This is a genomic window from Stenotrophomonas sp. YJH_SMC_16, assembly GCF_059367875.1.
Genome location: NZ_JCAFRH010000001.1, coordinates 1,030,274 through 1,046,934, shown reverse-complemented (window position 1 = coordinate 1,046,934; position 16,661 = coordinate 1,030,274). Strand labels below are relative to the sequence as shown.

General features: G+C 67.6%; 8 protein-coding genes. 6 read left to right on the top strand and 2 right to left on the bottom strand.

What is annotated here, in order from left to right; translation table 11 throughout:
* The first annotated feature begins 16 nt into the window (after window positions 1-16).
* From glyS to AC5P6E_RS04670, 3 genes are all read left to right on the top strand, one after another.
* The gene (gene glyS, locus AC5P6E_RS04680; RefSeq protein ID WP_495230729.1) at window positions 17-2,092 is read left to right on the top strand and encodes a glycine--tRNA ligase subunit beta; all 2,076 of its coding nucleotides are present in this window, start codon (window positions 17-19) and stop codon (window positions 2,090-2,092) included.
* A 196-nt stretch (window positions 2,093-2,288) separates the two neighbouring features.
* Window positions 2,289-4,085 (top strand): autotransporter assembly complex protein TamA, encoded by a 1,797-nt coding sequence (locus AC5P6E_RS04675; RefSeq protein WP_100051389.1) that lies wholly within the window; start codon window positions 2,289-2,291, stop codon window positions 4,083-4,085.
* Complete coding sequence (locus tag AC5P6E_RS04670; protein WP_329834259.1) at window positions 4,082-7,942, top strand: translocation/assembly module TamB domain-containing protein; 3,861 nt, start codon at window positions 4,082-4,084, stop codon at window positions 7,940-7,942. Before AC5P6E_RS04675 ends, AC5P6E_RS04670 begins: the two co-directional genes overlap by 4 nt.
* A 51-nt stretch (window positions 7,943-7,993) precedes the next feature.
* Here AC5P6E_RS04670 and AC5P6E_RS04665 read toward each other — a convergent pair whose 3' ends face one another.
* Together AC5P6E_RS04665 and AC5P6E_RS04660 are read right to left on the bottom strand one after the other, a co-directional pair.
* The gene (locus AC5P6E_RS04665; RefSeq protein WP_019337942.1) at window positions 7,994-9,094 is read right to left on the bottom strand and encodes a hypothetical protein; all 1,101 of its coding nucleotides are present in this window, start codon (window positions 9,092-9,094) and stop codon (window positions 7,994-7,996) included.
* Window positions 9,091-9,867 carry a hypothetical protein gene (locus tag AC5P6E_RS04660; protein ID WP_019337941.1) on the bottom strand — a complete coding sequence of 259 codons (777 nt, stop codon included), beginning with the start codon at window positions 9,865-9,867 and terminating at the stop codon, window positions 9,091-9,093. Before AC5P6E_RS04660 ends, AC5P6E_RS04665 begins: the two co-directional genes overlap by 4 nt.
* Window positions 9,868-9,989: 122 nt before the next feature.
* Between AC5P6E_RS04660 and AC5P6E_RS04655 the strand changes: the two genes are divergently transcribed.
* The 3 genes from AC5P6E_RS04655 to AC5P6E_RS04645 all read left to right on the top strand — a co-directional run bounded on the left by AC5P6E_RS04655 (window position 9,990) and on the right by AC5P6E_RS04645 (window position 16,624).
* Window positions 9,990-12,137, top strand: a complete 2,148-nt coding sequence (locus AC5P6E_RS04655; protein WP_401740510.1) for a S46 family peptidase — start codon at window positions 9,990-9,992, stop codon at window positions 12,135-12,137.
* 134 nt (window positions 12,138-12,271) lie between these two features.
* Window positions 12,272-15,730, top strand: coding sequence for a NahK/ErcS family hybrid sensor histidine kinase/response regulator (locus tag AC5P6E_RS04650; protein ID WP_071305610.1), 3,459 nt, complete (start codon window positions 12,272-12,274; stop codon window positions 15,728-15,730).
* Window positions 15,731-16,048: 318 nt separating this feature from the next.
* Window positions 16,049-16,624: a manganese efflux pump MntP gene (locus tag AC5P6E_RS04645; RefSeq protein ID WP_010482394.1), complete on the top strand. Its 576-nt coding sequence runs from the start codon at window positions 16,049-16,051 to the stop codon at window positions 16,622-16,624.
* The last annotated feature ends 37 nt before the right edge of the window (window positions 16,625-16,661 follow it).

The window sequence follows — 16,661 nt, the reverse complement described above, 5'->3', positions numbered from 1 at the left end:
TCACAGGATCGAACCGATGAGCCAACTGTCCCCCCTGCTGATCGAACTGGGCACCGAGGAGTTGCCGGTCAAGGCGCTTCCGGGCCTGGCCCAGGCGTTCTTCGACGGAGTCGTCGAAGGCCTGCGCAAGCGCGGCGTCGCGCTGGAACTGGGCGATGCGCGCCCGCTGTCGACCCCGCGCCGACTGGCCGTGCTGCTGCCGGGCGTCGGCCTGGAACAGCCTGAGCAGCACAGCGAAGTGCTGGGCCCGTACCTGAACATCGCGCTGGACGCCGAAGGCCAGCCGACCAAGGCCCTGCAGGGTTTCGCCGCCAAGGCCGGGATCGACTGGACCGCGCTGGAAAAGACCACCGACAACAAGGGTGAGCGCTTCGTGCACCGCGCGGTGACCCCGGGCGCGAGCACTGCCAGCCTGCTGCCGGAGATCCTGCGCGAGGCAATCGCGGCAATGCCGATTCCCAAGCCGATGCGCTGGGGCGACCACGCCTGGGGCTTCGCGCGCCCGGCGCACTGGCTGGTGCTGTTGCACGGCGCCAACGTGGTCGAGGCCGAACTGTTCGGCCTGCAGGCTGGCCGCGTCAGCCGTGGCCACCGCTTCCACCACGACCAGACCGTGTCGCTGGCGCAGCCGCAGGACTACGTTGAAGCCCTGCGCGCTGCGTTCGTGCTGGTCGATCCGAGCGAGCGCCGTGCGCGCATCGTCGCCGAGGTCGAGGCCGCTGCGGCCAAGGCCGGTGGCAGCGCCCGCATCACCGACGACAACCTGGAGCAGGTGGTGAACCTGGTCGAGTGGCCGTCGGCGGTGCTGTGCAGCTTCGAGCGCGCGTTCCTGGCGGTGCCGCAGGAAGCGCTGATCGAGACGATGGAGATCAACCAGAAGTTCTTCCCGGTGCTGGATGACAGCGGCACGCTGACCGAGAAGTTCATCGGCATCGCCAACATCGAATCGAGGGACGTGGCCGAAGTGGCCAAGGGCTACGAGCGCGTGATCCGTCCGCGTTTCGCCGATGCCAAGTTCTTCTTCGACGAGGACCTGAAGCAGGGCCTGGTATCGATGGGCGACGGCCTGAAGACGGTGACCTACCAGGCCAAGCTGGGCAGCGTGGCCGACAAGGTGGCGCGCGTGGCCGCCCTGGCCGAAGTGATCGCGCCGCAGGTCGGTGCTGACGCCGCGCAGGCCAAGCGCGCCGCGCAGCTGGCCAAGAACGACCTGCAGTCGCGCATGGTCAACGAATTCCCGGAACTGCAGGGCATCGCCGGCCGCCACTACGCCGTGGCCGGCGGTGAATCGGCCGAGGTGGCGCTGGCCATCGACGAGGCCTACCAGCCGCGCTTCGGCGGTGACGACATCGCGCTGTCGCCGCTGGGCAAGGTGCTGGCGATTGCTGAACGCGTGGACACCCTGGCCGGTGGTTTCGCCGCAGGCCTGAAGCCGACCGGCAACAAGGACCCGTTCGCCCTGCGCCGCAACGCGCTGGGCCTGGCCCGCACGATCATCGAAAGCGGCTTCGAGCTGGACCTGCGCGCGCTGCTGGCCAGTGCCAACGCCGGCCTGGCCGCGCGCAACGTGCAGGCCGACATCGGCGAACTGTACGACTTCATCCTTGACCGCCTGAAGGGCTACTACGCTGACAAGGGCGTGCCGGCCACGCACTTCAACGCCGTGGCCGAGCTGAAGCCCGCGTCGCTGTATGACTTTGACCGCCGCCTGGATGCGATCGGCACCTTCGCCGCGCTGCCGGAAGCCGAAGCGCTGGCCGCGGCCAACAAGCGCATCCGCAACATCCTGCGCAAGGCCGAAGGCGAGATTCCCGGCCAGATCGACCCGGCGCTGCTGCAGGAAGACGCCGAGCGCGCGCTGGCCGAAGCGGTCACCGCCGCCATCGACGACACCGGCGCCAGCCTCCACCAGAAGGATTACGTGGCCGTGCTGGCGCGTCTGGCGCGCCTGCGCCCGCAGGTCGACGCGTTCTTCGATGGCGTGATGGTCAACGCGGAAGATCCGGCGCTGCGTGGCAACCGCCTGGCGTTGCTGACGATGCTGGGCGAGCGCCTGGGCAAGGTCGCGTCAATCGAGCATCTGTCGAGCTGAGATGTAGTGCCAAGCATGCTTGGCACCCACCGGTAGTGCCGGTGGATGTCCATCGGGGTCATTGCCGGCATCGCGCACGATGCCGGCATCCTCGCCTGCGATCACGATGATCGCCACAAAGGCGCGTATTTTGACCGCCACTTAACAACCGATCCCCAATGACGTGATGCATTTCGCATCGTCACCTTCGGTCGGTATGCTGTGCCGCATGCAGCCAAAGAAATACGCCCTGCCGCTGATGGTCCTGTCGCTGGCCGCCACCTCTGTGGTCCACGCGCGCGGCACCATCGACAAGGTGGACATCAAGGGATTGGACAAGGGCGACGACGCCGCAATCATCGAGAACATCCAGGAATCGCTGTCGCTGTACGACACGATCGGCAAGGAACAGGGCGAATCGCGCCTGGAGTACCTGCTGTCGCAGGCCGAGCGGCAGACCCGCCAGGCACTGGAACCGTTCGGGTACTACAACCCGGTGATCAAGGTCGAGGCGCCGCGCGTGGACGAGCACGTGCGCGTGCTGATCCATGTCGACAAGGGCACCCCGGTGACCGTCCGCCGCGAGCACATCGACATCACCGGACCGGCGATGTACGACCAGTACCTGCAGGACGACCTGGCCGCGTTCAAGCCGCGCAAGGGCCAGCGTTTCGAGCACACGCAGTACGAAGCCAGCAAGATCACCGTCACCCGTCGCCTGGCGGAGCGTGGTTATTTCGATGCCGACTACACCCAGCGCCAGGTGCAGATCACCCGTGCCGACAACGCCGCCGACATCGACCTGACCTGGGACAGCGGTCGCCGCTACAACATGGGGCCGGTGCGTTTCGAGCAGGACTACTTCGTCGACAAGCTGTTCGACCCGCTGGTGTACTGGGACCAGGGCAGCTATTTCCATGAGGGCAAGCTGGACCGGCTGCGCGAGTCGCTGACCAAGCTGGACTATTTCAGCGTGATCGACATCCAGCCGCGGCCCGACCAGGCCGATGCGAATGGCGAAGTGCCAGTGGATGTGAAGCTGACCCGTGCCAAGCGCACCATCTACACCGCGGGTCTGAGCTACGGCAGCGAGAGTGGCCCGGGTGTGCGCGGTGGCATCGAACGGCGGTGGCTGAACAACCGCGGCCACAAGATGAACACGCAGCTGGACTATGCGCAGAAGCGCAAGAGCCTGGTCACCAGCTACCGCATTCCGGCCTTCAACTGGCTTGATGGCTGGTACACCTTCGCTGCCAGTGCGTATGACGAGCAGACCGACTACATCGACCTGCGCAACTTCAAGCTGATCGCCAGCCGCAGCGGCGAGATCAACGAACACTGGACCGCGATCGCCTCGATCAACGCGCTGCGCGAGCGCTGGCGCTATGCCTCCGGCACCGAATTCACCGACGCGGTCTACAACACCTCGACGCTGGTCTACCCGCAGCTGGTCGCTGACTACGTCAACGTCGATGACGAACTGTTCCCGCGCAAGGGCATCAGCGGTACCGCGACCATGCGTGCCGGCGTTGAAGGTGCCGGCTCGGACACCAGCTTCGTGCAGGCCAATGCCGTGCTGCGCTGGTACATCCCGGTGGGCGAAAGCAACCGCCTGATCCTGCGCGGCGAGGGTGGCACCACCTGGACCAGCGATCTGGTGGCGATGCCGCCGAGCCTGCGCTACTTCGCCGGTGGTGACCGCAGCATCCGCGGCTATGCCTACCGCGAGGTGGGCCCGCGGACCCCTGCACCGGACAAATACGCGCTGGGTGCCAAGAACCTGGTGATCGGCTCGGCCGAGTACGAGCACTATTTCAATGGTGGCCCCTGGGGTGCGGCGGTGTTCGTCGATACCGGCAGCGCCTTCGACAACACCATTGATCTGCACACCGGCGTCGGCTTCGGCGTGCGCTGGAAATCGCCGGTGGGCCCGGTGCGCGTGGATATCGCGCATGGCTTGAACAACCCCGATTCGCAGTTCCAGCTGTACCTCAACATCGGAGCGGACCTGTGAGTACGCCCGCACCCACTCCGAACCCGACCACGCCGCCGCGCGTGCGCTTCTACCGCCGCCGCCGCTTCTGGGCCTGGTCGGGTGTGGGCGTGCTGGGCCTGGTGCTGCTGGCCCTGCTGGCGGTCTACTGGCTGCTGCAGACCGTAGCCGGCCGTGACGTGCTGCTGGCACAGGTGGTGGCGCGGCTGCCGGTGGGCGCCAGCTTCACCTGGGACAAGGTGGACGGCCCGGTGGCCGGCCCGCTGACCCTGTACAACGTCGACTTCCGCTACGACGACATCCATTTCCACGCCGAGCGCGCGCACCTGGAGCCGGACCTGCGCCCGCTGCTGGGCCGCAAGCTGCTGCTGGACAAGCTGGAGCTGACCAACGCGACGCTGAACCTGGCCAAGAGTGACGAGCCGTTCAAGCTGCCGTCGTGGCCGGATTCGCTGCCGCAGATCGAGATGCCGTTGGCGATCCAGGCCGATGCCATCGCCATCGATGGCTTCCGCATCAGCCAGGCCAACGAGCCGGTGATCGACATCAGCCGCGTGCGTGGCGGCATCGAGATCGCCAACGGCGAGTTCCAGGCGCACAAACTGGTGGTGGACAGCGACATGGGCAATTTCACTGCCCAGGGCCGCTATATCCCGGCCAAGGACTACGACACCGACGTGACCGTCACCGCCGTGCTGCCGGCGCCGCGTGGCCGCACGGCCGCCACCGTCGGCCTGGTCGCCCGTGGCGACCTGTCGCACATGGAAGTGGCCGTAGCTGGGCGCGCGCCGAAGCCGCTGCACGCGATGCTGGTGTTCGATGGCCGCACCGATCCGAGCTGGAGCGCCAGCATCCGCAGCGACGAGCTGGATCTGGCGCTGCTGTCGCCGGCACTGGCCAGTTCGGCGATCACACCACTGGCACTGGACTTCACCGCTGCCGGCAAGGGCGGCAACGCCAACCTGCGTGGCAAGGTGAAGCAGGGCGATCAGGCACTGGAACTGGCACCGTCGGTGGTGTCGCTGAAGGACCAGGTGCTGAAGGTCTCACCGCTGCTGGTGAAGGGGCTTGGCGGTGAGGTGCGCCTGGAAGGCACCGCCGATTTCAGCCAGGAAGACCAGCAGAAGCTCAACTTCTCGGTGGTCGCCCATGATCTGACCTACGTACCGGCGCCCGATCCGAACACCGCCGGCAGCGCACCGGTGCCGGTCACCCTGAAGGAAGCACGCTTCGGTCTGGCCGGTACCCTGAAGGCCTGGGCGGCGATCGGCCGCGCCGAGGTCGAGCGCGACGCGCAGAAGGCGCAGCTGCACTTCGACGTGCGCGGCAACGATCAGGCCGCGTCGATCCACCAGTTGCAGGCGCAGACGCCGGGTGGCCAGCTGCAGGTGGAAGGCCAGGTGGCGTGGGCACCGCAGCTGGACTGGGATGCCAAGGCCACGCTGAAGGATTTCGACCCCGGCTATTTCGTGCCGGGCTGGAATGGCCGCCTGTCCGGCAACCTGGCCTCCAAGGGCCGCCAGCTGCCGCCGCCGGCAAACGCACCGCCGGGTACCGCCGGCACGCTGGAAGCCACGGTCGATCTGCCGTCGTTGAAGGGCGTGTTGCGCCAGCGCAACCTCGACGCGCAGGGCAAGTTCGCGCTGCAGGGCGCGCAGGGCCAGGGTGACCTGAAGCTGGCGCTGGGCAGCAGCCGGGTGACCGCGTCGGGCAAGGTCGGTGATCGCCTCGACATCGATGCACGCTTCGAGCCACTGCAGCTGAGCGATCTGCTGCCGGGCGCCGATGGCGGCCTGCGTGGCCAGGTACAGGTGAAGGGCCCGCGCGATGCGCCGGACATCACCGCCGACCTGGTCGGCAACAACCTCAACTGGGACGGCTACGGCGCCGAGAGCGTGAGCATCAAGGGCCACCTGCCGTGGCGCGGCGACAGCGGCACGCTGGCGATCCAGGGCCAGCAGGTCAATGCCGGCATGCTGCTGGAACGCTTGAACGTGGATGCGCAGGGCAGTGTCTCCAACCTGCGCCTGGCGGCGCAGACCCGCAACGAGATGGGCGCGATCGAGCTGCAGGGCAGCGTCCGCCAGCAGGGCGCGCAGTGGCGTGGCGAGCTGGCCGCGCTGCGCATCGCACCGGTGAAGGGCGATGCCTGGTCGCTGCGTGCACCGGCGGCGTTCGCGATCAACGGCAGCACCTACACCCTGGGCGAAGCGTGCCTGGCCGCGACCAGCAGCGGCACGCTGTGCGCACAGGCCAACTGGCCGCGCGAGGGCCTGGTGGTGCGCAGTGATGCACTGCCGCTTGCGCTGGTGCAGCCGTGGTTGCCACCGCAGTCCGGCCGTCGCATCTACCTGCGTGGCGATGTCAGCCTGGACGCGCAGATCCGCCCGCGCGGCAATGCATGGGAAGGCCATGTGGAAGTGCGCTCGAAGGAAGGCGGCGTGCGCCTGGGTGAGAACCGCAACACCGTGGGGGACACCACCCGCGGCGAGCTGGTGCGCTATGACCAGTTCTCGCTCAAGCTCGACATGACCCCGGCCAGCATCAAGGGCTATCTGGGCATGGGCTTCCAGGGCAACGGCTTCGTCGATGCCAGGATGCAGACCGGCTGGGAAGCCAGTGCACCGCTGAACGGCGAGCTCTACCTCAATATGTCGCGGCTGTACTGGCTGGAGCTGTTCTCGCCGGACATCGTGCGACCGACCGGCCTGATCGAGGGCCACGTCAGCCTGCGTGGTACGCGTGGCCAGCCGTCGCTGGGTGGCGACGCGCAGCTGAGCAACTTCAAGGGTGAATTCCCCGCGCTGGGCCTGACCTTCGACCAGGGCAAGGGCAGCTTCGTGGCGCAGCCCGACGGTTCGGCCAAGATCACCGCGCAGGCCAACTCTGGTCAGGGCACGCTGTACGTGGATGGTGGCCTGTCCTGGTTTGGCGATGCACAGCCGCTGCAGCTGAAGATCCACGGCGAAAACGTGCTTCTGTCCAACACCAGCGAGCTGCGCATCGTCGCCAATCCCAACCTCGACTTCACCTTGGCCAAGGCGGCGATGGAGCTGCGTGGCACCGTGCACGTGCCCGAGGCCGATATCGACCTTGAGCGCCTGGACCGTGGCACCTCGGTGTCCGAAGACGTGGTGGTGCTGGACCCGGCCGATCCGGAGGAGTCGCGCACCTCGCCGCTGGACATGGACCTGACCGTCAGCCTTGGCGACAAGGTGAAGATGACCGGCTTCGGCCTGAAGGGTGCGCTGACCGGCAAGATGCAGGTCTGGGCCAAGCCTGGCCGCGAAATGACCGCCAATGGCGGGCTGGAAGTCAGTGGCCGCTACAAGGCGTATGGGCAGGACCTGACCATCACCCGTGGCAACCTCACCTGGAACTACAACGCGGTGTCCGACCCGCGCATCAACATCCGTGCCGAGCGCCGGATCGGTGATGTCACCGCCGGCATCGACGTGACCGGGCGTGCGCAGCAGCCGCGTGCGGACGTGTGGTCCGAGCCGGCGATGTCGCAGTCCGAAGCACTGGCCTACCTGGTGCTGGGCCGCAGCCTGACCGGTGCCAGCAGCGACCAGACCCAGCAGGTCAACGCGGCTTCCGCAGCGCTCTCGGCCGGCAGCGGCCTGCTGGCTTCGCAGCTGGGCGCCAAGCTGGGCCTGGACGACGCCGGTGTGAGCCAGTCGCGCGCGCTGGGCGGCTCGGTGATCGGTGTCGGCAAGTACATCTCGCCCAAGCTGTACGTCGGCTACGGCGTGTCGCTGGTCGGTGCCGGTTCGGTGATCACGCTGAAGTACCTGCTGCGTCGCGGCTTCGACGTGGAAGTGGAATCGAGCACGGTGGAAAACCGTGGGTCGATCAACTGGCGGCGGGAGAAATGACCGGGTCGGGGGCGGTGCCCTTTCGTTGAGAGGGTCCGACCCCCGGCTTCTTCAGCTGCGGCGCAGCCGCTGGCGGTGCCCGGACAGGTCCATGCTCCACAGCAGCAGCGCACCCAGCAGCGCCGGCAGCACGCTGAGCACGGACAGCATCACCAGGAATGACACTGGCAATTCCATGCGGGCGGGCTTGCCCCGGCGCAGCTGGTAGCGGATCCATGCCGTGGCCAGCACGGTCCAGGCCAGCAGCCAGCACAGCGGTGCCAACCACAGCGAAGGCGAGGGCACCCACAGGTAGACGGCGGCACCGACCGCTGCGATGGCTGCGCAGGCGACCGGCAGGGTCAGCCAACGCAGCCGGGAAGGCGGCACGGACGGGTCTTCAGGGGCGCTCTGCCAGACGAACAGATGACGCAGGCCAATGGCCAGCAGCGTGCCGAGCAGTGGCGCCAGCGCTGCCGTGCCCAGCACGATCGCCCTGCGCTGCTCTTCCGACTGGTAGGGCAGCAGCGTGCTGGCGATCTGGGTGGTGGCCAACGCGATGAAGGCCATCAACGTCAGCGCCACGCTTGCCAGCAGTGCACGCAGCAATGACAACTGTGCCGCGGTGAGGCGGGTGACATCGCTGGCGCCGGCCCAGAAACGGGCTTGGCCCGCATCGATGCCGGGCGGCAGAGGACGGTCCTCCTGGCAGCCCAGTACGTCCATCAACGCTGCGGCCTGGCGCGGCACGCGCAGCGGCAGCGCGGACATCAGGTTGCGCAGGTGCGAACGCGGTTCGCGCAGCTGCTGAAGGCGGCTGGCAGCGTCATCGTGGCTGGTCCAGCGCCCGCCACGCGCCTCCATCTGCTGGGCCAGCAGATCGGTCTGCGCGGGCAGTTGCAGCCAGTCCTGCCAGGCGTGTTCGGCCAGCTCGCGCAGTTCGCCTGGTGCCAGGCCGCAGCCCGCGTCGTCCCAGCCGAAGGCCTGGTAAAGCGCCGCGGCTTCGGACAGGTTCATGGGCGCCTGCCGCGCGCGCAGCGCCTGCAGCACCCTGGCACTGGCTTCAGCGCGCTCGTCCAGGGACCACTGGCTGCGCAGGCCCTGCAGGTACACCGCGAAAGGCTGCGGGTCGGTGGATTTGGCGCGCTCCAGCAGGTCCATCCAGTTGCTCATGGGTTTGCCTCGTGTGGGGGCTGCAGGCTTGAACGATCACTGTCTGCATTGCCGGGGGAGCTGGAAAATACCCCGCGGAGGATTGCGATGGTGGCCAGCAGGGCGCACGTCAGAAGCAGTGCCAAAGTGACCGTTCGCCGCGTGAAGCGTCTGCGTGACGGCACGGAATGGTGCAGGGCGTCGCATGCGGCCGCCCAGAACATGACCTGCCTGCGCTGCAATGGCGGTGGGAGCGCCACGTGCGCCATCACAGGCACGCCGACAAGGTAATGCAGCGTTTCACGCATTTCGTGCCGCGTGCGCGCGGACAGCGCCTGGATGTGTGCGCGCAGTGGGTGCCAGGGGCCACTGAGCCGGGCGACACGGGTGCGGGCCTGCACCACCGAAACCGGCGCATTCTCGAGATGCATGTAACGGGCGAGCGCGGTCTCGTTGCCTGGCACCAGCAACCAGCACAGGTGCATGCTGTGGCCGAGGGCGGCCATGTCGTAGCACTCGCGGATACTGTCCCGGTCATACCACTGGAAGCGGTCGGCCAGCTGCTCGAAGTTCGCTTGCGGGAACGGCGTAGTGCCCTTCATCAGCCGTTGCCAGGTTGCCAGGTTCACCGCGCCAGCATCCGCAGGGGGCTGCAGTTCCGGGGACTGCTGCAGCCAGGCTGCGAAGTCTGCCGGATCGCGTTGCTGACCGTTGCGGACGATGCGGTCGGCAAGCGCCTCGGCGGCAGATGGCCCTGTCGAATGCGTGGTGCCCAGATCGATTCCTGCGATCATCGGTCCTTCCCTGGTATCCGTGCCTGATTCTAGCCAGCATCGGTGCCCCCAACCATCGGCCGTTGCCCCATCCGGCCCCAGCGGCTATGGTCCCGGGCTGTTCTGTCGTACCGGATTGCCTCATGTCACCACGCAAAGCCCTTCCCACCGCCCTGGCCCTGGGCCTGACCCTCGCCGCAGGTGCCCACGCCGACGAAGGCATGTGGATGCCGACCCAGCTGCCGGAACTGGCCAAGCCGCTGCAGGCAGCCGGTTTCAAGGGCAATCCGGCCGACCTGGCCAACGTCACTGCGCCGCCGCTGAGCGCGGTGGTGCGTGCCGGTGGCGGCACCGGTTCGTTCGTGTCCGCCGACGGCCTGCTGCTGACCAACCACCACGTGGCGATGGGCGTGATCCAGTACAACAGCTCGCCCGAGCACGACCTGATCAACGGTGGCTTCATCGCCAAGGACCGTGCCGACGAGCGTCCGGCCAACCCGGACTTCCGCGTGCTGGTCACCGTCGGCTTCGACAAGGTGACCGACCAGGTGCTGGCGCAGGCGCGTGGCAAGACCGGTCGCGCCTACTTCGACGCCGTCGATGCGGCCAGCAAGCAGATCGTGGCCGAGTGCGAGAAGGACGGCAGCGTGCGCTGCTCGGTGGCCAACATGTACTACGGCACCGACTTCTACCGCATCGCCCAGCTGGAACTGAGCGACGTGCGCCTGGTGTATGCGCCGCCGCGTGCGATCGGCAACTACGGCGATGAGATCGACAACTTCATGTGGCCGCGCCACACCGGCGACTTCACCCTGCTGCGCGCCTACGTGGGCAAGGACGGCAAGCCGGCCGCCTACAGCAAGGACAACGTGCCCTACCAGGCACCGGCACACCTGCAGATGTCGGTGGAAGGCCCGAAGGAAGGCGACTACGCGATGCTGGCCGGTTACCCGGGCATCACCTACCGCCATCGCACCGCCGCTGAATTCGCCGGCCAGATCGATACCGTGCTGCCGCGCCGCGTGTCGGTGTTCCAGCAGATGATCGACACCATCGAGGCCGCCAGCGCCAAGGATGCGCAGGCGCGCACCCGCTACGCCTCGCAGCTGCAGTCGCTGAAGAACAACCGCAAGCGCGCCGCCGGTGAACTGGAAGGCCTGCTGCGCAGCGACGCCAAAGCCCAGCGCGCCGCCGATGAAACGGCGATGCTGGCTGCCACCGACCGCAAGTATCAGGGCGACATCAAGGCGCTGCTGACCAACCTGTCCCAGGGTGCGGCGGTGGGCGAGCGCGACCTGCTGCTGGACCAGATGGCCGCGCAGAGCCAGCTGCTGCGCTCTGCGCTGCTGCTGGAGCGCCTGCGCATCGAATCGGCGAAGCCGGACGCGCAGCGCGAGAGCGGTTTCCAGCAGCGCGACCAGGCGATGATCGAAGGCGTGCTCAAGCAGGTCCAGCGCCGTTACGCGCCGGAGGTCGAGAAGGCGCTGCTGACCACCCTGCTGACCCGTTACCAGCAGCTGCCGGACGCGCAGCGCGTGGCCGAGTTCGACGCCGCCTTCGGCCGTACCCCGGCCCAGCTGTCCAAGGCGCTGGACACCCTCTACGCCGGCACCCAGCTGGGTGACGAGGCGCAACGCCTGTCCCGTTTCGCCGCCGCCCGCGAAGGCAAGGCACTTGCCGCCGATCCGCTGATCGCCGTGGCCGGCCCGCTGGTGGCCGCGCAGCTGCGCATCGAGAACGAGAGCAAGACCCGTGAAGGCGAGCAGCTGCGCCTGCGCCCGGCCTACATGCAGGCGCTGTTCGCCTGGCGCGCCAAGCAGGGCCGCGCGGTGTACCCGGATGCCAACCGCACGCTGCGCATCAGCTACGGCAAGGTCGAGGCGCTGCACCCGCGTGATGGCGTGACCTATTCGCCGGTGACCACCGTGGCCGGCATCGTCGAGAAGAACACCAACGCCTACCCGTTCGATGCACCCAAGCCGCTGCTGGCGGCGATCGCCAAGGGTGATTTCGGCAGCACCGCCGACCCGGCGCTGAAGACCCAGACGGTCAACTTCCTGACCAACCTGGATACCACCGGCGGCAACTCCGGCTCGCCGGTGCTCAACGCCAAGGGCGAACTGATCGGCCTGAACTTCGACAGCAACTGGGAGTCGGTCAGCGCCAGCTGGTGGTTCGACCCGCGCTACAAGCGCGCCGTGCACGTGGACATGCGCTATCTGCGCTGGCTGCTGGCCAAGGTCTACCCGGCGCCGGAACTGCTGAAGGAAATGGGCGTGCCGGCCCAGTAAGAAGCCGGCCACGACCAACGGTCGTGGCCCGCACCGCGTAGGCCCCCACCCTGGTGGGGGTGGTTGCCCCAACGAGCCCGCACCCCCGGCCACGCCTGGCCTACACTGCGGGTTCTTCCGACGGAAACGCACGCGTGGTCTCCAGCTGGATCCTGCTGCTGGTCTCGGTTGCCTATGCCGCGCTGCTGTTCGGCGTGGCGTGGTGGGGCGACCGTCGGCCGATGTACCCCGACCGGCCGTGGCTGCGGCCGGTGGTCTACAGCCTGGCGCTGGCCGTGTACTGCTCGTCGTGGACCTTCTACGGCGCGGTCGGCACCGCCGTGCGCAACGGCGTGGGCTACCTGCCCATCTACATCGGCCCGCTGCTGCTGCTGCTGTTCGGCTGGCGCATCATCGAGCGCCTGGCGCTGATCGCGCGCAGCCAGAACGTGGTTTCCATCGCCGATTTCATCTCCTCGCGCTTCGGCCGTTCGCGGCGGCTGGCGGCGTTGGTGGCGATCATCGCGCTGATTGGCATCATTCCGTACCTGGCGCTGCAGTACAAAGCAGTGGCGATGAGCCTGCAGGTACTGACCGGCAACACCGGCCCGACCGGCTTCTTCACCGATCCGGCGCTGTACGTGGCGCTGCTGATGGCGTTGTTCGCCACCCTGTTCGGCACCCGCCAGGTCGATGCCACCGAGCACCACCACGGCATGATGCTGGCGATCGCCTTCGAATCGGTGATCAAGCTGCTGGCGATGGTGGCGGTGGGCGTGTTCGCCTACCTGTGGCTGAGCAACCGCACCGACGCAGTGGTCGAGTCGGTGCATACGCTGTTCACCGGCCTGCCGCCGGTGGGATTCATCTCGCAGACGCTGCTGAGTTTCCTGGCCATCATCTGCCTGCCGCGCCAGTTCCACGTGGCCGTGGTCGAATGTGGTGACGTGCGCGATGTGCGCCGCGCGCGCTGGATGTTCGGTGGCTATCTTGTGCTGATCTCGGGCATGGTGCTGCCAATCGCCACCGCCGGCGTGACCCTGTTCGGCACCGGCGGCAGCGTTGCCGATGACTCGATGGTGCTGGCGCTGCCGCTGGCCGAAGGCCGCAACGCGCTGGCACTGATCGCCTATGTGGGCGGTTTCTCTGCCGCCACCGGGATGGTCATCGTCTCGTCCATCGCGCTGGCCACCATGGTCAGCAACGACCTGGTGATGCCGGTGCTGCTGCGCCGCAGTGGCGACCACCAGGAAGCGGCCGATGTCGCCTCGCGCGTGCTGTGGATCCGCCGCCTGGCGATCCTGCTGCTGGCGCTGATGGCCTACAGCTACTACCGCACCAGCAGCAACGACAGCACGCTGGCGTCGTACGGCCTGATGGCGTTCGCTGCAGTGGCGCAGTTCGCACCGGGCCTGATCGGCGGCCTGTACTGGCGCGGTGCCAGCCGTCGCGGCGTCGAGGTAGGCATGCTGCTGGGCTTCGCCACCTGGCTGTACACCCTGCTGCTGCCGGCGATGACCATGGCCGGCTGGGTTGATGCTGGCTGGGTGCAGCACGGCCCGTTCGGCATCGAGTGGCTGCGCCCGCAACAGCTGTTCGGCATGACCGGCTGGGACCCGTTGACCCATGGCACGTTCTGGTCGCTGCTGGTCAACGCGGCGACGATGATGCTGGTGTCCGCACGCTGGCGACCCGGTGTCGACGAGCGCCTGCGCGCAGCACCGTTCCTCGACCCGTATGCCGAACGCCCGTCGGTGGCCGGCGGTTGGCCGGGTCACGTGCATGTGGGCGATCTGCTGGCGCTGGCCTCGCGCGTGGTCGGCGAGCGCCATGCGCGGCGCTCGTTCTTCGAGCAGGCGCAGTCACTGGGCCGTGAACTGCAATCCTCGGCGCCCGCCGACCGGCCGTGGGTGCAGTTCACCGAACGCCTGCTGGCCGCGTCGATTGGCGCGGCATCGGCGCGCCTGCTGCTGACCAGCCTGCTGCGCGGGTCGGGCATGGACCTGGGTGAAGTGGTGGCAGTGCTGGACGAAGCGGGGCAGGAGCTGCGCTTCAACCGCGAGATCCTGTCGACCACGCTGGAGAACATCAGCGCCGGTGTCAGCGTGGTCGATCCAGACATGCGCCTGACCGCATGGAACCGTCGCTACCAGGACATGTTCGGCTACCCCGACGGCATGCTCTATGTGGGCCGCCCGGTGGCCGACCTGATCCGCTACAACGCCGAGCGCGGCGAATTGGGCGAGGGCGATATCGAGGTGCAGATCAATCGCCGCATCGGCTACATGCGTGCCGGTTCACCGCACGTGTTCGAGCGCACCCGCAGCGACGGCAAGGTGATCGAGATGCGCGGGCAGGCGCTGCCCGGCGGCGGTTACGTGACCAGCTACAACGACATCACCGACTACAAGCACGCGGAAAAAGCACTGCTGGAAGCCAACGAGACGCTGGAACAGCGCGTGGCCGAGCGCTCGCACGAGGCCGAGGTCGCGCAGCAGTCGAAGACGCGGTTCCTGGCGGCGATCAGCCACGACGTGCTGCAGCCGTTGAACGCCGCGCGCCTGTTCGCTTCGGCGCTGCGCGACAGCGACCACGTGAGCGACGAACAGAAGCACCTGGCCGAACGCGTGGATGCGTCGCTGCGCGCGGCCGAAGAACTGCTGGATGGCCTGCTGGACGTGTCGCGGCTGGATGCCGGTGGCCTGCACCCGGTCATCGGCGAGTTCGACGTGAGTGCGTTGATGCGCGAACTGGCGGCGCAGTACACGCCGGTGGCGGCAGGTCGTGGCCTGCGCCTGGACCTGTTCGCGCGCCCGGCGTGGGTACGCAGTGACCGCCGCCTGCTGCGCCGCGTGCTGCAGAATTTCCTGGCCAACGCGTTGCGCTACACCCGCCAGGGGCGCATCGTGCTGGCGGTGCGCCATCGTGGCGATGAGGTGGAGCTGCAGGTATGGGATACCGGACCCGGCATTCCCGAGCACCATATGCGGCAGATCTTCGATGAGTTCCACCGTTACCAGCAGCCGTTCGACTGGGGCGAGCAGGGTCTGGGGCTGGGCCTGTCGATCTGCCAGCGCATCTCGCGCCTGCTTGACCATCGCCTCAATGCGCGCAGCCGCGTCGGCAGCGGCTCGATGTTCTCGATCATCCTGCCGCGTGTGGCGCCGTTGCCGGGCTACGCCGAGCTGGCCACGCCGGTACAGGCGGTGGCCGCACCGGTGCGCAGCGATTCGCTGGCCGGCCTGCGCGTGCTGTGCGTGGACAACGATGAGGAGATCCTCGACGGCATGCGTGCATTGCTTGGCCGTTGGCAGGTGCAGGTGATCACTGCCGCCACCGTCGACCAGGCGCTGGAGAAGATCGCCGAGCGCCCGCAGGTGATGCTGGTGGACTACCACCTGCACGACCGCATGGATGGCCTGGATGCGCTGGTGGCACTTCGCGAGGCTGCGGGCTACCCGTTGCCCGGCGCGCTGCTGACCGCCGATGGTCGCGACGAGTTGAAGCGGATGGCGCGCGAACGCGGCTACCGCGTGCTGACCAAGCCGATCAAGCCGGCCTCGCTGCGCGCCTTCCTGGGCGCGCTGCGCGATGCCGGCAACAACGATGCCTGACGGGCAACTGTAGAGCCGAGCCTACGCTCGGCTCCGGCACGCAGTGCGGGGCTGATATAGCCATCGCTATACAAACCAGCCCTGCCTGCGCGTTTCGCCGCAGATGCGCCATGCGCGAATCTCGGTGCTAAGCTGCGCGTCCCCTTGGGGAGTAGCCGGATTCCTTCGCAGGAATCGTCCACGTCAACACACTCGGCCAGTGCGCCGTGGCGTGGACAACCATGATGGTTGGCGAGACCAGCGGCCCGCGCGCGCAACGTCAGGTTGGGCGCGAGCGCGAGCCGTGCGTCCGTCCTTGCCCGACCTCAGCAGCCGCCAATGTCCCCCATTTCGATCCTCCTGATCGGCTTTGCCATGTCCACCGATGCCTTCGCCGCGGCGATCGGCAAGGGTGCGGCCATGCGCAAGCCGGTGTTCCGCGATGCGCTGCGCGCCGGCATCATCTTCGGCGTCATCGAGGCGATCACACCGATCATCGGCTGGTTGCTCGGCCGTGCCGCCCTGCAGTACGTGGAAGCGTTCGACCACTGGATCGCCTTCGGCCTGCTCGGTGCGCTGGGCATCCACATGATCTACAACGGCCTGCGTCCGGACAGCGCCGAGGAAGACGAAGATCCTTCGCAGCACCACGGCTTCTGGAAGCTGGCGCTGACCGGTTTCGCCACCAGCATCGATGCGATGGCGGTGGGTATCGGCCTGGCTTTCATGGACGTGCATATCGGTGTGATGGCCGCAGTCATCGGCCTGTGCACGCTGACCATGGTCACCGTCGGCATCATGCTCGGCCGCGTGCTGGGCAGCATGGTCGGCAAGCGCGCCGAGATCATCGGTGGCGTGATCCTGGTGATCATCGGCGCGACGATCCTGTACGAACACCTGCACGGCGTGGGGTAACGCCTGTTCCTGTAGAGCCGAGCCCATGCTCGGCTGC